Annotated in this window: 19 protein-coding genes and 1 tRNA gene; 7 read left to right on the plus strand and 13 right to left on the minus strand. The window is 71.6% G+C overall.

Going from position 1 to position 18853, the window contains the following annotated elements:
• Position 1: 1 nt before the first annotated feature.
• The 5 genes from AOM07_RS12095 to hisC are packed head-to-tail and all read right to left on the minus strand — an operon-like array spanning position 2 to position 4711.
• On the minus strand, positions 2–967 hold the full coding sequence (locus AOM07_RS12095) for a hypothetical protein (protein ID WP_062314163.1): 966 nt from the start codon (positions 965–967) through the stop codon (positions 2–4).
• A complete protein-coding gene (locus tag AOM07_RS12100) occupies positions 964–1698 on the minus strand; it encodes an ABC transporter ATP-binding protein (protein WP_062314165.1) in 735 nt (244 codons plus the stop codon). The genes AOM07_RS12095 and AOM07_RS12100 overlap by 4 nt, the downstream gene beginning before the upstream one ends.
• Positions 1691–2554, minus strand: coding sequence for an ABC transporter permease (locus AOM07_RS12105; protein WP_062314167.1), 864 nt, complete (start codon positions 2552–2554; stop codon positions 1691–1693). Before AOM07_RS12105 ends, AOM07_RS12100 begins: the two co-directional genes overlap by 8 nt.
• A 22-nt stretch (positions 2555–2576) precedes the next feature.
• Positions 2577–3569: a glycosyltransferase family 2 protein gene (locus tag AOM07_RS12110; protein ID WP_062314169.1), complete on the minus strand. Its 993-nt coding sequence runs from the start codon at positions 3567–3569 to the stop codon at positions 2577–2579.
• 44 nt (positions 3570–3613) lie between these two features.
• Complete coding sequence (gene hisC / locus AOM07_RS12115) at positions 3614–4711, minus strand: histidinol-phosphate transaminase (RefSeq protein WP_062314171.1); 1098 nt, start codon at positions 4709–4711, stop codon at positions 3614–3616.
• Between the two features lie 48 nt (positions 4712–4759).
• Here hisC and AOM07_RS12120 point away from each other — a divergent pair, with 48 nt between their 5' ends.
• Entirely contained in the window at positions 4760–5149 is a 390-nt protein-coding gene (locus AOM07_RS12120; protein ID WP_169748161.1) for a phage holin family protein, read from the plus strand.
• 3 nt (positions 5150–5152) lie between these two features.
• Here the strand turns inward: AOM07_RS12120 and AOM07_RS12125 are convergent, their stop codons facing one another.
• The gene (locus tag AOM07_RS12125) at positions 5153–6445 is read right to left on the minus strand and encodes a hypothetical protein (RefSeq protein WP_156171926.1); all 1293 of its coding nucleotides are present in this window, start codon (positions 6443–6445) and stop codon (positions 5153–5155) included.
• On the minus strand, positions 6442–6651 hold the full coding sequence (locus AOM07_RS12130) for a hypothetical protein (protein ID WP_062314177.1): 210 nt from the start codon (positions 6649–6651) through the stop codon (positions 6442–6444). The genes AOM07_RS12125 and AOM07_RS12130 overlap by 4 nt, the downstream gene beginning before the upstream one ends.
• 116 nt (positions 6652–6767) lie before the next feature.
• Here AOM07_RS12130 and purB point away from each other — a divergent pair, with 116 nt between their 5' ends.
• Both purB and AOM07_RS12140 read left to right on the plus strand, forming a co-directional pair.
• Positions 6768–8186 carry an adenylosuccinate lyase gene (purB, locus tag AOM07_RS12135; protein WP_062314179.1) on the plus strand — a complete coding sequence of 473 codons (1419 nt, stop codon included), beginning with the start codon at positions 6768–6770 and terminating at the stop codon, positions 8184–8186.
• 193 nt (positions 8187–8379) lie between these two features.
• Positions 8380–9216 (plus strand): hypothetical protein, encoded by an 837-nt coding sequence (locus AOM07_RS12140; protein ID WP_062314181.1) that lies wholly within the window; start codon positions 8380–8382, stop codon positions 9214–9216.
• A 72-nt stretch (positions 9217–9288) separates the two neighbouring features.
• Here the strand turns inward: AOM07_RS12140 and AOM07_RS12145 are convergent, their stop codons facing one another.
• Positions 9289–9999: an MOSC domain-containing protein gene (locus AOM07_RS12145; RefSeq protein WP_062314183.1), complete on the minus strand. Its 711-nt coding sequence runs from the start codon at positions 9997–9999 to the stop codon at positions 9289–9291.
• Between the two features lie 48 nt (positions 10000–10047).
• On the opposite strand from AOM07_RS12145, the gene AOM07_RS12150 reads away from it, so the two are divergent.
• On the plus strand, positions 10048–10860 hold the full coding sequence (locus AOM07_RS12150; protein WP_062314185.1) for a CPBP family intramembrane glutamic endopeptidase: 813 nt from the start codon (positions 10048–10050) through the stop codon (positions 10858–10860).
• A 47-nt stretch (positions 10861–10907) separates the two neighbouring features.
• Positions 10908–13367 (plus strand): lysylphosphatidylglycerol synthase transmembrane domain-containing protein, encoded by a 2460-nt coding sequence (locus AOM07_RS12155; RefSeq protein ID WP_062314187.1) that lies wholly within the window; start codon positions 10908–10910, stop codon positions 13365–13367.
• Between the two features lie 406 nt (positions 13368–13773).
• On the opposite strand, the gene AOM07_RS12160 is transcribed toward AOM07_RS12155, so the two are convergent.
• The 4 genes from AOM07_RS12160 to AOM07_RS12175 all read right to left on the minus strand — a co-directional run bounded on the left by AOM07_RS12160 (position 13774) and on the right by AOM07_RS12175 (position 16098).
• Positions 13774–14220, minus strand: coding sequence for a hypothetical protein (locus AOM07_RS12160; protein ID WP_156171927.1), 447 nt, complete (start codon positions 14218–14220; stop codon positions 13774–13776).
• A complete protein-coding gene (locus AOM07_RS12165) occupies positions 14220–14882 on the minus strand; it encodes a hypothetical protein (protein WP_062314191.1) in 663 nt (220 codons plus the stop codon). The genes AOM07_RS12160 and AOM07_RS12165 overlap by 1 nt, the downstream gene beginning before the upstream one ends.
• 98 nt (positions 14883–14980) lie before the next feature.
• Positions 14981–15817 (minus strand): IS3 family transposase, encoded by an 837-nt coding sequence (locus tag AOM07_RS12170; RefSeq protein WP_267127784.1) that lies wholly within the window; start codon positions 15815–15817, stop codon positions 14981–14983.
• A gap of 35 nt (positions 15818–15852) precedes the next feature.
• Positions 15853–16098: a transposase gene (locus AOM07_RS12175; RefSeq protein ID WP_156156145.1), complete on the minus strand. Its 246-nt coding sequence runs from the start codon at positions 16096–16098 to the stop codon at positions 15853–15855.
• Positions 16099–16111: 13 nt separating this feature from the next.
• Here AOM07_RS12175 and AOM07_RS15050 point away from each other — a divergent pair, with 13 nt between their 5' ends.
• A complete protein-coding gene (locus AOM07_RS15050) occupies positions 16112–17764 on the plus strand; it encodes a hypothetical protein (protein ID WP_156171929.1) in 1653 nt (550 codons plus the stop codon).
• Between the two features lie 246 nt (positions 17765–18010).
• On the opposite strand, the gene AOM07_RS12185 is transcribed toward AOM07_RS15050, so the two are convergent.
• Positions 18011–18097, minus strand: a tRNA-Leu gene (locus AOM07_RS12185).
• Positions 18098–18145: 48 nt separating this feature from the next.
• On the opposite strand from AOM07_RS12185, the gene AOM07_RS12190 reads away from it, so the two are divergent.
• Positions 18146–18853 (plus strand): FHA domain-containing protein, encoded by a 708-nt coding sequence (locus AOM07_RS12190; protein ID WP_062314196.1) that lies wholly within the window; start codon positions 18146–18148, stop codon positions 18851–18853.

The following is an 18853-nucleotide window of genomic DNA, read 5'->3' on the forward strand; positions in this document are numbered from 1 at the left end:
GTCAGTCCTCCTCGGTTGCAGCATCGTCCGCACTCGCAAGGTACGCGAGCGTGGCGCGGAACGTCTCGTCGGCGCGGTCGGTCCACCACGCGTCGGGCACGGCGGTGACGTCGAGCACCGCGCCCACCGGAAGTACGCGGGCGAGGGTCGCGCCGGTGCTGGACGGCAGCGAGCGGACCTCCTCGAGGCCGCGGGCGCTGCCGAGCACGATCTCGGCGGGCAGCCCCGGCTCGACCACGTCGAGGCCCGCGGCGCGCAGCCGCTCGAGCGACGCGCGGTCCTCGCGGCGGTGCGGCAGGTAGGTGGCCGGACCGTGGGCGGCGGCCCACGCCTCGTAGTCCTCGGTCGCGATGTAGCCGTCGACGGCGAGCGCCGAGCCGAGCACGACGACCGGGCGCAGGGCGACGGGCGACCCGCCGTCGAGGGCGCGCAGCCACCCGTAGCGGTTGGGGACGATGCTGGCGCCGGGCACGACGGGCATCGCGCGGTGGTCGGCGTACGCGGTGAAGAGCGTGACGCGTCCCGCGGCCGAGGCCGCGCGCAGGCGCGAGCCGGTCACCCGGCCCAGCGTCCGCTGCGCGAGCGGCTCGCGCTGGCCCATGCGGGAGAACTGCTCGGTGCCGGCGAGGACCGCGGCGAGGTGGAGCGCGGCGGAGCCGTCGTCGACCACGACCAGGTCGCGCACGCCGGTGGCGGCGACCACGGCCCGGAACTGGCCCGAGAACGCGTCGCCCACGAGCCGGCGGGCGGCCCCGCGGAAGCGCGGGTCCGTGGCGGAGGCCGCCTCGGCAAGCTCGACCCCCGCGGGCAGGTGCGGCTCGAGCCAGCGCGCCGTGTCCGCGAGCTGCGCGACGCCGGTCCGCAGGAGCAGCAGCGACGGCTCGTCGAGGTGGGTCGCCGCCTCGACCGCGTTGATGAGCTGCAGCGGCGACTCGACCCAGCCGACGCGGCGGGCGGCGGGGCTCACTTCGACTTCTTGTACGCGGAGACCACCGTCTTGGGGTCGCCGTCCATCTTGAGCGTGCCGTGGTCGATCCACAGCACGCGCGTGCACGTGTCCATGATCGAGCGCATCGAGTGGCTCACTAGGAACACGGTTCCGGCCTGCTCACGCAGGTCGCGGATGCGCTGCTCGCTCTTCTCGCGGAACGCCTTGTCGCCGACCGCGAGGGCCTCGTCGACCAGCAGGATCTGGTGGTCGCGCGAGATGGCGATCGAGAAGCGCAGGCGCGCGGCCATGCCGGACGAGTACGCCTTCATGGGCAGGTCCATGAACTCCCGGACGCCCGAGAAGTCGATGATCTGCTCACGGCGCTGCTCGACCTCCGCCGGCGACATGCCGAGCGCGAGGCCGCCGAGCATCACGTTCTTCTCGCCGGTGAGGTCGTTGATGAGGGCCGCGTTGACGCCGAGCAGCGCGGGGCGCGAGGCGCCGTAGACCGCGCCCTTGGCGGGCTGCAGCAGGCCGGCGATGGTCCGCATGAGCGTGGACTTGCCGGAGCCGTTGTGGCCGATGACGCCGATCGACTCGCCCTCGTGCGCGACGAAGGACACGCCCTTGAGCGCGTGGACCACGCGCACGCCGCGCTGCTTGCTCAGCAGCGAGCGGCGGTCGGCCGCGGCCTTGCCGGAGGCGAACGTCTTGTACTCGACGTGGAGGTTGTCGACCACCACCGTGGGCTTGCGCTCGTCAGTCACGGCCGTACCTCTCCTCGGCACTCCAGAAGAAGTAGATGCCCGCACCGAAGAAGCCGAAGGCGGCGACGAACGCCGTCACCAGGATCAGCGTGTTGACCTCCTGGCCCTCGAGGACGCACGCGCGCACCATCTGGATGTAGTCGTGCACGGGGTTGAGCTGCGCGACGGTGAGCATCCACGGCGGGTTGTCGGCCAGCACCTCCTCGAGCGAGTAGAAGATGCCGGTCATGTACATGATGAGGCGCGTGATCACGGGGATGATCTGCGTCATGTCGCGCAGGTGCACCGTGAGCCGCGCCGCGATGAGCGCGACGCCGGTGTTGAACAGCGTCATGAGCGCGAGGATCGGCGGCACCAGCAGCCACTTCCACGACGGCATCTCGCCGAAGCCGACCAGGATGAACGCGAGCACGATCATCATGGGGACGAGCTCGTAGATCTGGCGGATGACCGCGGACACGGGCAGCAGCATGCGGGGGAAGCCGAGGCTGCGCACGAGCGACGTGTTGCCGGTGATCGACTTCGCGCCCTGGCTGAACGACTGGGCGAAGAACTGGAAGACGAAGAAGCCGGTGACGAGGAACGGGATGAAGTTGAGGCCCGCGCGCGAGCCGCGGTCCATGATCAGCCCGAAGACGAAGCCGTACACGGCGGCCTGGAGCAGCGGGTTGAGCACCACCCACGCGAGGCCCAGGCGGTTCTGCGCGAGGCTCGCCTCGATGCGGTACCGGGCCATCTTCACGGCGAAGTGACGGCGCTGCCACATCTCCTTGATGTAGCTCGGGAGCGGCGGACGCGCACCGACGCGCGCGAGGCCCGCGTCGCGCGCGATGGCGCCGTAGTCGATCTCGGTCACTCGTCTCCTCGGGGTGGGTGCGTCAACGTCCTGCGAAGGCGTTGTGCCCCCTGCTGGGGATGAGGATACCGAAGAGGCATCCGACGCCCCAAGGCAGGTGCATGGTGGGCAGCACCCCCAGGAGGCGCAGCTTGACGCCCGCGGGGACGTCGGCACGCGCGGCGGTGAGCCCCACCCATGCGAGATAGACGGCGTACGGGAGCGCGCCGGCGACGGCCATCGCGGCTCCCGCGCCGCCCTGCACGACGGCGCCCGCGAGCGCGAGCAGCAGGCCGGCCGCGAGCGCGACGACGAGCGCGGGCGGCACGTAGTAGCGGAGCGGCACTCGTCCGCCCAGGCGGCGGATGATCTCGCCGCGCCAGCGCCCGGAGGCGTGGAACTGCTTCGCGAGCGCCTTCACCGACGAGCGCGGGCGGTAGACCACGTCGAGCGCGGGCTCGAACCACACGAGGCCGCCGCGCGCCATGAGCCGGCGGTTGAGGTCCCAGTCCTCGCCGCGCGAGAGAGACTCGTCGAAGCCGCCGATCGCGAGCACCGCGGCACGGTCGAACACGCCCAGGTACGCGGACTCGGCCGGGCCGGCCTCACCACCCGTGTGGTAGACGGCGCCGCCGAGCCCGCCGGGCGAGTTGTAGCCCCACGCGACGGCCTGCTCGTACGGCGTGCGGCCCTCGGCGTGCATGCGCCCGCCGAGGTTGACGGCCCCGGCCGCGCGCAGCGAGCGCAGCGCGGTCGCGGCGTAGCCGTCGGGCAGCACCGAGTGGGCGTCCACGCGGACCACCACGGGGAAGCGCGCCTCCGCGATGCCGATGTTCATCGACTGGCTGATCGCGTTGTGGGGGTTGTGCAGTACGCGGATCTCGGGGTGCAGCGCCGCGAGCCCCGCGACCACCTCGTCGGTGCGGTCGGTCGACGCGCCCAGCACGAGGAGGATCTCCCGCTCGTCGAGGCCGTCCTGGGCGAGCACGCTCGCGACCGCGGCCGCGATGTAGTGCTCCTCGTTGAGGACGGGCATGACGAACGACGCGCGCAGCGGCGCGTCGCTCTTCTCGTTCCCGTTCAGCGCGGGCCGTCCCAGGTCGCGAGGCGCGCGAGCAGCGCGTCGTTCTCGTCGGGCGCGCCGATGGTGACGCGCACGCCCTCGCCCATGAACGGGCGCACGAGGATCGCGGGCTGCACGGCGCCGAGGTGCGCCACGAGGTCCGCGGTCGCGTCGCCCACGCCGAGCCACACGAAGTTGCCCTGGGACTCGGGGATCGACCAGCCGTCGGCCCGCAGCGCCGTCAGCACGCGGTCGCGCTCGGCGACCACGCCGGCGGCGCGCTCGAGCAGCTCGTCGCGCGCGTCGAGCGACGCGATCGCGGCGGCCTGCGCCGGGCCCGAGACGGAGAACGGGGTGACGCACGCGCGCACCGGCGCGAGCAGCGCGGCGGGACCGACTGCGTAGCCCACGCGCAGGCCCGCGAGGCCGTAGGCCTTCGAGAAGGTGCGCAGGAGCAGCAGGTTCGGGTAGCGGTCGAGCGACGCGGGGCCGTCCGCGACCTCGGGGTCGCGCACGTACTCGAGGTACGCCTCGTCCAGCACGACGAGGACGCGCGACGGCACGGCAGCCATGAACGCGTCGACCTCGGCCTGCGTGAGGATCGGGCCGGTGGGGTTGTTGGGCGAGCACAGCATCACCACGCGGGTGCTGTCCGTGACCGCCGCGATCATCGCGGGGAGGTCGTGACGCGCCTCGTCGGTGAGCGGGACCATGACGGGCTCGGCGCCCGCGATGCGCGCGAGGATCGGGTAGGCCTCGAAGCTGCGCCACGCGAACATCACCTCGTCGCCCGGGCCGGTGTAGGCCTGCAGGATGTGCGCGAGCACCGCGACCGAGCCGCCGCCCACGACCACCTCGGACGCGTCGCGGCCGATCTCCTGCGCGATGCGCTCGGTGAGCCCGGTCGCGGCCATGTCGGGGTACCGGTGGACGCCCGTGGCGGCGGTCTCGAGCACGTCGACGACCGACGGCAGCGGGCCGTGCGGGCTCTCGTTCGAGGAGAGCTTGACGGGCGGCGGGGCGTCGGCGGCGCCGCGCGCGCCGGGCACGTACGGCGGCAGCTTGCCGATGGCCGGGCGGGGCTGGGGCAGGTCGGTGGTGTGCGCGTCGGGCATGCACACAAGGATGACACCCGCTGTCACGCCCGTGGAACAATGGCGGCCATGCGCTTCGTCCTCGTGTCCGCGATCACGGCTGTCGCGGTGTGGCTCGTGACCCTGCTCCCCCTGGATGTGCAGGTCGAGGGGGGCGACGGCGGGACGTGGGCCCGCATCGGCGTCTTCCTGCTCGTCGGCGCCGTGATGGCGGCCGCGAACCTGCTCATCAAGCCCATCGTCGACGTGCTGTCGCTGCCCATCAAGATCCTCACGCTCGGCCTGTTCGCGCTGGTCACCGCGTGGTTCATGCTGTGGCTGACCGCGTGGCTCACCACGCTCGTGCCGTGGGCCGAGCTCACCATCGGCGCCTTCTGGGAGACCCTCCTCGCCGCGCTGCTCATCAGCCTCATCACCGCGATCCTCACCGCGGTGGTGCCCGGCGCCTCGAAGCGCTGATCCTCATCCCGTCACCGGCCGGTAGGCCGTCACGGTCGAGCGCGCCTCGGTGAGCAGCGGCCGCGCGCCGTCGAGCCACGCCTGCGTCGACGCGGACACGCCCTCGTCGACCAGCCGCGCCGTCGCGGCGTAGCCCGCGAAGCCGTGCGCCTCCGCGATCGTGCGGGACCCGTCGGGCGCGTCGGCACGATGCGAGCGTCGCCGGTCGTGCGACACCGTCACCCGGCGCGGGGTGTCCGGGTTCGCCCGCCCGTCCAGGCCCGGCACGAGGTCGCGCGTGTTCTCGAGATGCAGCGCCGCGACCGTGGGCGGCAGCCGGATCCGCCCCGTGGGCGCCCCCGCCGTCACCACCCGCTCGACCCGGTAGCGGTCCGCGAGGGCGGCCGCGGCGATCATCGCGACCATGCCGCCCTGGCTGTGGCCCGCGAGCAGGATCGGCTCGTCGGGGCCGATGCCGTGCGCGGCCACCGCGTCGACGACGGCGCGCGCCGCGTCCGACATCGCCCCCAGCACCGAGACCAGGTCCGCCTCCACGTCGGCCGGGTTGCCCGACGTCACCCACCAGTCCTCGGTGCCCGGCACGTAGACGAGGTGCCGCGCGCCGCCGTCGCCCCGCACCGTCTCGACGGCGACCGTCCCCTCCCCCTCGGCATGCACCCACGCGAGCCGCCCCACGAGGTCCTCGAGGCTGCCCGGCGAGCCGTCGACCAGCTCCGGCAGCGGCTCGACCGTCCGGTAGGCGGGCTCCCCCGCCTCCGCCTGGTGCACGACGAGCGCGAGCACGGCCACGATCCGCGCGTAGTCCTCCCCCGCGAGCGCGAGCAGGCCGGACGCCTCGTCGCGGCCCACGAGGCCCGTCGTCGGCGGCAGGCCCGGCCCCCCGAGGAGCCGCATCGCGGCGCGCCCGCCGATCGCGAGCGCGGCCGTCCGGTGAACCCATGCGACCGAGCCCCACCAGTCCGCCGCGGCCTCCCCCAGCCGCCCCGCCAGGGTGATCGACCGGCGGGCCTCGGACTCGGCCTCGAGGTACGCGAGCGCGGCGCTGCGCAGCGCGTCCCCCAGCGCGCGCAGCCGGGAGGCCTCGGCGGACGATGCGGCGGCCGCGTCGAGCAGCGCCGCCGCCCGCGGCGCCCGGGCCGGGTCCCACGCCGCCACCTGCGCCGCGACGCCGAGCGACCGGGCCGCATCGTCGAGCTCGCCCGCCGCGGCCGCGAGGGAGCCGGCGGCCTCCTCGAGGTCGTCGAGGACGGCGCGCACCCCGCCCGCGCCGCCGGAGGACCAGATCGGCTCCGTCACGGCGCCGGCCACGGCGGCACCGGGGGCGCCGCGGCCGACACCTCGCCCGCGAGGCCCCGCACGCGCGCCGCGGCCTCCTCGAGCCGCGCCGCGTACGCGCGGCCGTTCACGCCCTCCCACCGGGCGCGCCGGGCCGCCTCGAGCCGGGCGTGCGCGACGTCCACCGCGAACCGCGCGCGCTCGACCAGCGCCGTGACGTCGTCCATGCGGCGACGGTAGGCGGCACCCCGCGCCCCGCCGGGGCCCACGCGCCCACGCTGGGGAGGGCCCGCATCGTCCCTCCGTCCGGGGACCGCGGCCCGTCCCGCCCGTGCGTGGGAGAATGGCGCGCGTGACCGACTGGACCTCCCTCGCCTCCCTCGAGCCCGCGATCGCCCTCGGCCCCCTCGACGGCCGCTACCGCGGCGCCGTCGCCCCGCTCGTGGACCACCTGTCCGAGCCCGCGCTCAACCGCATGCGCCTCCACGTCGAGGTCGAGTGGTTCATCCACCTGTGCGAGACCGGCGCCGTGCCCGGCGCCCGCGCGCTCACCGCCGACGAGGTGGCGCTGCTGCGCGGCATCCCCGCCGGCTTCGACGCGGACGGCATCCGCGAGCACGCCGACTTCGAGAAGGTGACCGTCCACGACGTCAAGGCCGTCGAGTACGTCATCAAGGCCCGCATCAAGGGCACGAGCCTCGAGCCGCTGGCCGAGCTCGTGCACTTCGCGTGCACGTCCGAGGACATCAACAACCTCTCGTACGCGCTCATGGTCAAGGGCGCCGTCCAGGACGTGTGGCTGCCGGCTGCATCGTCGCTCGTGGAGCAGGTCGCGGACCTCGCGCGTGCCGCCAAGGCGACGCCGATGCTGTCCCGCACCCACGGCCAGACCGCGACGCCCACGACGCTGGGCAAGGAGTTCGCGGTGCTCGCGCACCGCCTGGGCCGTCAGCTGCGCCGCATCGAGCACCAGGAGTACCTGGGCAAGATCAACGGCGCGACCGGCACGTACGGGGCGCACACCGCCGCGGTGCCCGCGACGGACTGGATCGAGGTGTCGCGCACCTTCGTCGAGGGCCTGGGGCTCACCTGGAACCCGCTCACCACGCAGATCGAGTCGCACGACTGGCAGGCCGAGCTCTACGCCGACGTGGCCCGCTTCGGCCGCATCCTGCACAACCTCGCGACCGACGTGTGGACCTACGTGTCGCTCGGCTACTTCGCGCAGGCCACCACGAAGGGCTCGATCGGCTCGTCGGCGATGCCGCACAAGATCAACCCGATCCGCTTCGAGAACGCCGAGGCGAACCTCGAGATCTCGGCCGCGCTGTTCGACACGCTGGGCGCGACGCTCGTGACCTCGCGCCTCCAGCGCGACCTCACGGACTCGAGCTCCCAGCGCAACATCGGCGTCGCCTTCGGCCACTCGATGCTCGCGATCGACAACGTCCGCCGAGGCTTGAAGACCCTCTCGGTGAACGAGGCGGCGCTGGCCGCGGACCTCGACGCGTCGTGGGAGGTGCTCGCGGAGCCGATCCAGTCGGCGATGCGCGCGGCCGCCGTCGCCGGCGTGCCCGGCATGGACAACCCCTACGAGCGCCTCAAGGACCTCACGCGCGGCCAGCAGATCGACGCGACCGCGATCCAGGAGTTCGTCGGCGGCCTCGAGCTGCCCGCGGAGACCGCGTCGCGGCTGGCCTCGCTCACCCCCGGCACCTACGTGGGCCTCGCGGAGAAGCTGGTCGACGACTTCCTCGCCTGAGCTCCACCCCTTCCGCGACGCCCCCGTCGCGACGCCTCCCGTCGCCCCGGGAGGTGGTGAGTGCTCGAGAACGCCGGCCGATTCTGGGCACCCAGCACCTCGCGGGGCGCCGGAGCAAGCGATGGCACGCCGCGCCTCGTTGTCCGGTTCATCCGGTATTGCTAGGTTCGACGGGAGCACCTGAGGGGGTCTCATGACCGATGCCGGACCCGCGCGGCCCGCGATCGCCCGCCTCACCGCGGTGGCGGCGATCCTCGCGCTGGCCTGCGCCGTGGTGGTCGCCGCCGCGCCGGGTGCGGACGCCGCCGCCCGCGCGTCGACCACCGTGAGGATCGCCTCGGTCCGCCCGGCGTCCGGCGACCTGCTGGTGGCCGGCGAGACCGCCGTGGTGAGGGGCACGACCTCCGCCAACCTCGCGGGCGAGAGGCTCGTCCTCCAACGCGAGAAGGGCGGCCGGTGGGTCGGCACGGGTGCCGGCGCCAAGGTCCGCGCGGACGGCACCTACCGGATCCGGTTCACCGCCCGCGGCATGGGCGACGCGCGCTACCGCGTGCGCTTCTCGGGCACCTCCTCCAAGGCGCCGTCGCGGAGGATCCGCGAGGTCACCGTCTGGAGATGGATCTCCCTGGTGCCGTACGTGACCGGCGGCAACCTCACGGTCGGCGGAGCCAACGTCGCGGGGCTGCACCACGACCGCGTGCTCCGCGCCCGGGGCGTCGACGGCGGCCGCCCGGACCGGGGCACGCTCGCCCTCACGGGCCGGTGCGACGGCATCGTCGTCGTCATCGGCGTGGCCGATGCGTCCGACCCGGGCTTCGTCGCCGAGTTCGCGATGTCGCTCGACGGCGAGGAGGTGCTCACCGGCGCCTCGGTGGCGGCCGGCTCGTCGGCGGTGGTGGCGCTCAAGACGACGGGAGCCGCGGAGCTGGGCCTCGAGGCCTCGTACCCGGAGGTCCCGGGCACGCGGAGCGGCGCGGCGGTGTGGGCGCAGCCGCAGGCGCTCTGCCGGGCCCGCCCCCGCCAGCCGTGACCGCGCGCACGGTGCTCGGGACGACGCGCCTCTCTCGGGGCACGAGGCGCGGCGCGCCTCGGCGGGTCGCGCTCAGCCCCGCACGGGCCGTCGCGGCGGCAGGACCGGGTCCCCGAGGCGGATCTCGCCCGGCTCGACGACCTCGCAGTAGACCGCCACGCACGCGTCGCGCCGCTCGCCCAGCGGCTTGAGGAACCGGGCGGTCTCCGTCACGCCGTTCTGGGCCAGGTCGATCACCCGGCAGCGCGCGTTGCGCTTGGTCGCGCGCAGCCGCGCGGCGCCCGCGACCAGCGCGGAGCCGATCCACGTCTCCTCGACGAACGGCTCGTCGGTCTCGATCACGAGGTTGACGCGCAGGCGGCGCGGGTCCGCGTCGACGCCCAGCTCGGTGCGGCACCAGTCGAGGGTCGCCGTCCCCACCACGGACACGGGCGACGAGTCGAAGAACGGCCGCTCCGCGTCCGCGGGCTCGGCCACCACCCGCAGCGGCTCCCCCGCCGCGGCGGAGAGCTCCGCGTCGAGCGCGGGGTCGCCCGCGCTCCAGGCGCGGTCCCCGCGCGAGACCACCACCGCATCGTCCACCGTGCGGGCCGCGTACGCGAGGACCTCCTCGTGCGGCATCCAGCGGCTGCCGCGCTTGCCCGCCGCGAACATGCCGTCCGCATCGAGCACCGCGAGGCCGCGGTCGCCGACGAGGCCGCGCCGGTCGACGGCGACGGACGCGAGCGACTCGCCCTCCATCGCCTTGACCGGGTACCGCCGGATCGCCGTCACGCGCGCCATGTCGCCAGCGTAGGGCGGGGAACCCCCGGTCGTTAGAGTGACGTGACGATGGACATCGCAGCCCCCGCGCCCGCCGCGGCCCCCGCACCGGTCACCCTGCCCTCGCGCTCCCGCATGCGTGCGGAGGTGCTCATCGTGCTGGGCCTGTCGCTGGGCCAGACGGCGATCTACGCGGCGATCCGGCTCATCGAGCGGTACGTGGACACGGCGCCGATCGCGTCGCAGTCGACCACGCTCAACCCGAGCCGGTCGAGCATCGACTGGATCGACCTGATCCGCCAGGTGCTGGGCATCGGATTCGCGCTCGTCCCGGTCGCCCTCGCGCTGTACCTGCTCAGCCAGCACGGCGCATCGTCCCGCGTGCGCCTCGGGCTCGTGGGTCCCGCGCGCCGGTGGTGGGGCGACGTGGGCTGGGGCGTCATCCTCGCGGCGAGCATCGGCCTGCCCGGGCTCGCGCTGTACGCGATCTCGCGGGCGCTGGGCCAGACCGTGCGCATCGACACGTCCGGGCTGCCGGACATGTGGTGGTCGGCGACCATCCTGCTGCTGTCCGCGGCGGCCGCGGGTGTGCTCGAGGAGTTCGTCGTCGTCGGCTTCGTGCTGACTCGCCTGCGCGACATGGGACGGTCGCCGTGGACCGCGATCGTGCTCGCGGCGCTGCTGCGCGGCGCGTACCACCTCTACCAGGGCTGGCCGATGGCGCTCGGCAACGTGGTGATGGGGCTCGTGTTCGGCTGGGTCTACGTGAGACGGGGCCGGCTGGCGCCGCTCGTGCTGGCGCATTGGACGCTCGACGCGGTCGCGTTCATCGGGCCCGAGGTGGTCCCCCACGCGTGGCTCGAGGCCCTCGGCGTGGCGTGATCGCCCTCCTAATGCCCGCATCCGCGCCTCAGCCGTAGACTCGCGCCATGGCCGCCGACCCATCCGTGACGCGCGAGGAGCTGCCGGCCGTGCGCATCCTCGACGAGCCCGAGATCCGGGTGCGCCGCTTCACGGACGTCCTGGGCCTCCTCGGCACGGTGCTCGGCATCGTCGCGGTGCTGTTCATCGGCGAGTTCGCGCTCGGCACCACCGAAGGCCTCACGCAGGACATCTCCTCGATCTCGCCGTTCCTGCAGCGCCTCCTCGTCGCGCCGGTCAACCTCTTCACGGCGATCCTCGCGGTGATCATCCCGGCCCTGATGATCGTGGACATGCTCGTGCGCCGCGAGCCCCGGCGCATCGTCGAGGCGCTCGGCGCGGGCATCCTCGGCGTCATCGTCGTCCTCATCGCGGCGGCCATGCTGCTCGCGTGGGGCACCGACGAGATCCAGGCGAGCCTCACGCCGCGCGGCGCCGACACGATGCAGCTCCCCGCGTACGTCGCGGCCCTGTCCGCGCTGCTCACCGCCGCGGGCCGGAGGTCGACACGGCGCAGCCTGTCGCTGTCGTGGAACATGCTGTGGTTCGGGCTCGCGATCGCCGTGATCTTCGGCGTCGTCACCATCCCGTCGACGCTCCTCACCGTGCTGCTCGGCCGCGCCGCCGGTCTCGGGCTGCGCTACTGGGTCGGTTCGACCGCGGACCGCGCGTACGGCGACACCCTCGTCGAGGGGCTCCGCCGCGCGGGCTTCCATCCGCGCTCGCTCATCCGGGCCGACCTCGAGCACGACGAGGACCTGCCCGAGCTCGACGCCGTCACCGACGCCCTCGCCCGGACCCGGCAGGGGCGCGTCTACGCGATGACGACGCTCGAGGGGCATCACCTCCTCGTGGTCGCGCTCGACGGCGACCAGCAGGCCGCGGGCTTCGTGTCGAAGCTGTGGACCTCGCTGCGGCTGCGCGGCATCGACACCCGGCCGGACGTCTCGCTGCGCCAGAGCGCCGAGGCGACCGCGCTCGTCTCGCACGCGGCACGCGTGGCGGGCGTGCGCACCGGCCGCGTGCTCGGCATGGGGCAGATCCGCGACACGATGCTGCTCGTCTACCAGCGCCCGCCCGTCTCGCGTCCCCTCACGGACGTGCCGGCCGAGGACATGACGGACGCGCTGCTCGACGCGCTGTGGGCCGAGGTGGCCTCCGCGCACCGCGCGGGGATCTCGCACCGTCGGCTCGAGGCGGACACGATCCTCGTGGGCGACGACGTCGACACCGACCCGGCCGTGTGGCTGACCTCCTGGGAGATGGGCGAGGCCGCGACCAGCGCGTTCGCGCAGCGCATCGACGTCGCCCAGGTGCTCGCGCTCACCGCCGCGCGCGTGGGCCCGCAGCGCGCGGTCGACTCCGCCTTCCGATCGCTCGGGGCGCCGCAGGTCGAGCAGGCCGCGCCGCTGCTGCAGTCGATCGCGCTGCCGCCGCCCACCCGCGCGTCCCTCAAGGAGAGCGAGCACGAGAAGGTGCTCGAGGCGGTGCGCGAGGAGATCCTCGCCCGCTCCCCCGAGGCCGAGGTCGCGAGCGAGAACATCGTCCGCTTCGGCGGGCGCACCATCATCACGATCGCGCTCGGGCTCGTCGCCGCGGTGGTGATCCTCGCGAGCTTCAACACCCAGCAGTTCCTCGACGCCGTCCAGGAGGCGAACCCCTGGTGGCTGGTCGTCGGCTTCGGGTGGGCGCTGCTGACGTTCGTCGGCGCGGCGCTCGCCCTCGCGGCCTTCAGCCCGGTCAAGCTGCCGTTCACCCGGGTGCTGCTCACCCAGGTGGCGGCCGCGTACATCTCCGTCGCGGTGCCGGCCGGCGTGGGCCCGGCCGCGCTCAACCTGCGGCTCCTCACCAAGCGCAAGGTCCCCACCCCGCTGGCCGTCGCGACCGTCGCGCTCGTCCAGGTGAGCTCCGTCGTCGTGACCGTGCTCGGCCTCGTCGGGCTGACGCTCGCGTCCGGCTCGAAGGGCGCGCTGGCGGCGCTGCCGTCGACTGCCGTGGTGATCGCGTTCGGCGTGGTCGTGCTCGTCATCGCCGCGGCCATGCTGGTGCCGCGCGTGCGCACCTGGGCCATCAAGCGGGTGCTGCCGACGCTGCGCCAGACCTGGCCGCGCCTCGCGCAGGTGCTGGGCCAGCCGTGGCGCCTCGCGCTCGGCCTCGCGGGCAACCTGCTCCTCACCGTCGGCTTCGTCGGCGCGTTCCAGTCCTCGCTGCTCGCGTTCGGGCAGAACCTCGCGATCATCGACGTCGCCGTGCTGTTCTTCGTCGGCAACGCGGTGGGTGCCGCCGTGCCGACCCCCGGCGGTCTGGGTGCGGTCGAGATCGCGCTCACCACCGGCCTCACCGGTGCGGGGCTGCCCTACGCGGTCGCGCTGTCGGCGGTGCTGGTCTACCGACTCCTCACCTACTGGCTCAGGATCCCCCTCGGGTACTTCGCCATGAAGTACCTGGAGCGCCACGGCGAGCTGTAGGACTGTCAGTTGTCGCTCCAACTTGGCAATCTGACCCTAGTTCAGCAAAGTCGCCGCTCGACTTTGGCAATCGCCGGGGCGTGCGGAGCAGATGCCGCCGAACCACACCTGGGAGCGCGCTCTCAAACACCAGACGCGCCGCAGCGGGGCACGGCAACACGACTTCAAGCGCGCAGACTGAACCACGGCCGCCGCTCCCGCAGGGCCCGCTCGCTCCCAAATCGGTCAACCTCGCGATGGCTAGGCCGTGCACACGCTTGTCCTCGAGTAACTGCAATTCGCGCCCCGGCTGGGCAGCCAGTGCGACCGACCCGGTCATGACCTGCCTCAGGTCAACCGATCCTGGGGCAGACCCCAACCGCAAGTCATCCTCTTGAAGGCGATGTCAGACTCGATGTGCACGCGGCTATCGGCTCGTCTCGGAGCCGGGCGCTTGGTACCGATAGCGGTCTTCCACGAATTTCCGCGCATCCTCGACGTCCGCAACGTACTCGCGTCCGCCTATCAATAGTTGCTGGAGATCGCCGTCGACGCGACCGTACTCCACCTCATCCCATGGAAAGCTCACCGGATTTCTCAACGGCCTGAAGCCGACCGCCCAAAACCTGGCGACCAGAACGCCATCCGGGCCATACCCCAGCAGGTAGTGGCCCGAACGCTTGAGGGCCCGCGGGCATAGCAGCCACTGGGCGATCGAATACTGGCGCAGCGCGATGACGAACCACGCTCGCGCGCGGGCGAAGTCACCGCTCCACACTGACAAAGCACCATCAAAGTGCCGCCGGTATCGGAGAGTGAGAAGGCGTCGAGCGCCCTCCGCCGGAACTTCAGCCCTTTCCGGGTGCTTCCCCATCAGGAGAGTCCTCCAAAGTGATCTGCCACCCAGGTCAAGTCAGGCCCGAAATCCGAGTACGCCGTGCGGTACTGCTCCGTAGGGATGAGCGCCGTCTGTGACAAGCGATTCCACGCAAGCACGGGTCCCAGGGCCGCTTTTCCAGCGAAGGTGTCCGGCGCCGGCGCATTGGCGAGAGGCCGCGGACCCTCGAGGAACTTCACGGCAGCCTCGCGAGGCGCGCCGTTGTACCAGTCGGCAGACTCCAGATACCACGCCCCACCGGGAATGGCATTCAACCAGGGACGCGCCTCCGTCGACACCGTGGGCAGCCCTTCGGTCATCTGCGTCATGCCGGGCACCGTACCCCAAAGGAGCTTCCGTGCATTTCCCGCCGCGCTGCAGTCATCCACGCACTCGACCGTGATTCCGAATGCCATCTGCTTGAAACCCTTGACCACCTTGAGGCCACCAGTCAACACGTCATAGCCGCCCTTCAGCTCAGCCGGCACGGTCAGGATATTGACGCCCGGGATCGGTGCGACAAAACCACCCCCCACCATGGTCGCAGCGCCTGTGACGACCTTCACGCCTCCCCAACCAATGTTGACTACGCCCGCCGCCGTAGTCCCGTAGTCGAAGCCCGAGGAGTTCCACTGACCTGCCCCGATGATTTGGTCCACGTCGACTGCGAGTGGATCGTGATTCCGGGGCCCTCGAGGGCGATCTGGACTGGTCCAGCCAGCGTGTTGGTAGTCACCCTCATCCACCCCCTCTCACGTCACACAGGCTGCCGTGACACGGGTGTCGTAGCTGCCTGCTCGGCACAGTAGCGCGCGAACGCCGCCGGGGTCCGCATCTGCAAACCCGAATGGGGTCGCTCCGTGTTGTAGTGGCGCACCCACTGTCCGATCAGGACCCGGGCCTCCGTCAGCGAGTGCAGCACCTCCCGATGCAGCAGCTCATCCCTCATCGACCCATTGAACCGCTCGATGAAGCCGTTCTGCTGCGGGCTGGCCTTCGCGACCTGCACCGGCCTCACCCCCAGCTCACGCAGCCATCCCAGCAGCGATGTGGCGATGAACTCCCGTCCGTTGTCCGACCGGATCACTTCGGGTCGACCATGCTCGGCGAAGACCCGCTCCAGGACGCGTCGCACCCCGGCCGCGCCGATCGAATAGTCGACGTCGTAGCCGACACAGACCCTCGTGTACTCGTCGACGATGTTGAGGACCCGCAGCGCCACCCCACGCTCGGTACGCACACTCATGAAGTCGTACGACCACACATGCCCCACCCGCAGCGCCGGCAACGACCACAAGGCATGCTCATCCGACCCCAACGCCTTCTGACCAGCACCTTTGCGCCGCGGGGGCACCTGCAGGCCCTGGGCCCGCCACAACCGCTCGACCCGTTTGACGTTGACCTGCCAGCCATCCGCGACGAGCCCCGCATGGACTCGTCGATACCCCCATCGCGGATGAGCGTCGGCGATCACGCGCATCGCGGCCATCAGGCGCGCCTCGAAGTCTGACGCCACCGGCACATACCGTTGGCTCGAGCGATGCTGTCCCACCACCGTGCATGCACGCCGCTGCGACACCTTGAAGCGGCGCACCAGCCGCGCCACGGCAGCCCGGCGGCGAGCCGGGCTCACCAATTTCCCCGGGTCAGATCCTTCAACATGCTGATGTCCAACGCCTGCTCCGCGACGATGCGCTTCAAACGGGCATTCTCAGCCTCCAACGCCTTCAACCGCTGCGCCTCGTCCTCTTTGAGCGCCCCGTACTTGAGTCGCCACCGATAGAACGTCTGATCCGAGATCCCCAACCGCTTGCACGCCGCCGGGATCGACATCCCCTGCGCCTGGAGCTTCTCCATCTCCCGCAGCTTCGCCACGATCTGCTCCGTCGTGTACCGCTTCGCAGCCGCCACCTCACACCTCCACAAGCACTCTCACCATTGGACAGGACTCACAGAAGAAACGGACCAAAAAACGGGGGGCAGGACAGACCGAATGCAGTCCGCGATGGACCGCCTCAGCGACCTCGTCGAACCCTTCCCTGGCATCGCGACGCGCGCGCCGCGTCCCATCAACGAGGTCGAAGCCGCCATCGCAGCGCTCGACGCGGACGAGATCGCCGCGAAGCGCGACCGCCTGCTGTGGTTGATGAACGCCATCGTGCACGGCTCGCTGTACCGCTACAACCGTGAGGTTCGTCGCGCGATCAAGAGGACCTGGCGCGGATCGCTCGCGATCGACGGCACGAAGCTCGCCATCTCCTCCACGAAGTTCGGTGGCGGCGTGCGCAAGGAATACCGCAACTGCAACTCCACCCGCATGCACCACTCAGAGGCGATGGGCGGCTGGTACGTCCGCCTCGGTGACCACGGCGGCTTCCACGAAGACGGCGTCACCCCCCTGAGCCGCAAGGAAGTCCGGGACGCGACGTGGGCCCTCGAGGTCCACTTCGGCGTCATGATCGACGACGAGCATGCAACCAAGTCGAACCGTACGCTGAACCTCGCCGTCGCGGTCTCGATCGACACACCGGGTGCGCGGATCGGTGAGAACTCCCTCACCGTCCTCGAGGCCGCCCACAAGTTCGCGACAGAGAACGGCATCGGCCCCGGCACCGTAGTGGGCGACCGCGCCGTGATGCCCAACGCGCAGTACAAGAAGTTCAAGAAGCCGGCCCGCGAACTCGGCTACAAGACGTGCCACGACTACACCAGCACCCAGTTGGGCAAGATCGACGGCCCGATCGGCTCTGTGCAAGTCGAGGGCCAGTTCTGCTGCCCGGCGATCTCTGCCGCGATGACGAACGCAACCAAGAACGCCCGCAAACGCCTGGACACGGTCGATGACGACGCCGACACTGCCGAGCCCGACCGCACCTATGCACAGCAGCTCGAGCGCCGAACGCTACTCAACCTGCCCATCAAGGAGATACCCAACGCCGACGGTGAGCTCCGCATCTCATGCCCTGCATCGGACCCGCGCGGTGGGGTCTCGTGCCCGCTGCGAGAGCGGGTCGTCGCACAGATCGAGGACGCCGAGCTACGCAACAAGCTCACCGATCGCATGAACGACGGCAAGACCCGCCTCCGCATCACCAACCCTCCCGTCATGCCCGGCGCGATCTGCACCAGCACGCAGCTGACGCACAAGGTCAAGCTCGACGACAAGACCGGCAAGTACTACCAGGACTACGCCTACAAGTCGCCCAGCTGGTACAAGATGTACGGCCAGCGCCAGCAGGTCGAGACGTTCAACAAGGACGTCAAGGCCAACGGCATGAGCGACACCAAGCGCCGCCGCGTACGCGGCTTCGCCAAGCAGGGCATCCTCGCCGCCATGTTCGCCGCCGCGACTAACGTCAAGCGCATCAACGCGTTCAACGCAGTTCGCAACGCCAACAAGCAGAACAGCCCCACGGACCCCGGCCCCTCCGGCCACCCCGACCCCGACCCCGACCCCGACCCCGACCCCGACCCCGACCCCGACCACAGCATCGCCGTCCGCGACGAGGACCTCTCGCCACCCGATGAGATCGCCGCGTAAGCGGCGGCCACCGGAACAGAACAGCTCAGATCGCCTCCGGACCCGCAAGGGCCGGAGGCGCAAGCATGCCCGGAAACAGCCGAAACAGGCCCTAGACACCTATACATAGCCGCACAAAGCAGAAGGCCGCCCCCGACATCAGTCGGAGGCGGCCTTCTCGCCTTGCTGGGGGCCCCAGGCGACCCTTGCGGGTCCACCCTGAGGGACTTTCCCCAACAGAACTGGCCCGATTACCGAACCAGCCGTTGGTGCGCGAGGGGGGAGTTGAACCCCCACGCCCTTTCGGGCACACGGACCTGAACCGTGCGCGTCTGCCTATTCCGCCACTCGCGCGCGCCGGGTTACTTTAGCACGTTTCTAGGGACCTATACGATGGCCCGCATGGGTGTGCTGGACCGCTTCGAGCGCGGCGTCGAGAACGTGATGCAGAACGCGTTCGCGCGCACGTTCAAGTCGGGCGTCAAGCCCGTCGAGCTCGCGGCCGCGCTCAAGCGCGAGTGCGACGCCCGCGCGGCCGTGGTGGACCGCGGCCGGACCGTGGTGCCGAACGAGTACGGCATCGCGCTCGCACCCGCCGACATGGAGACGGTCGAGCAGTGGGGCGCCGACGCGATGGTCCACGAGCTCGTCGAGTCCCTGCGCGCGCACGCCGAGCGCCAGCGCTACTCCTTCGTGGGCGCGGTCGACGTCGCCCTCGACGTGGACGACACGCTCGCGACCGGCCGCTACGCGGTCGTGTCCCGCACCACGCGCGGCCCGGTCGCCCCGGTGACGGGCACCAACCCGAGCTCGCGCTACCCGCTGCTCGACATCGACGGCACCCGCTACTACCTCACGGGCGAGTCGACGACGATCGGCCGTGGCTCGGAGTCGGACATCGTGGTCGACGACACCGGCGTGAGCCGCAAGCACGTCCGGCTCGAGGTCACCGACCACGGCACGATCCTCACCGACCTGGGCTCGACCAACGGCACGTTCGTCGAGGACCAGCGGGTGTCCGAGGCCACGCTGCTCGACGGCAACGCCGTCACCATCGGGCGCACCACCATCATGTACTGGGACGCCGTCGACGGGGACGAGGACTACTGA

The organism is Demequina rhizosphaerae (assembly GCF_000971255.1).
Taxonomy (GTDB): domain Bacteria; phylum Actinomycetota; class Actinomycetes; order Actinomycetales; family Demequinaceae; genus Demequina; species Demequina rhizosphaerae.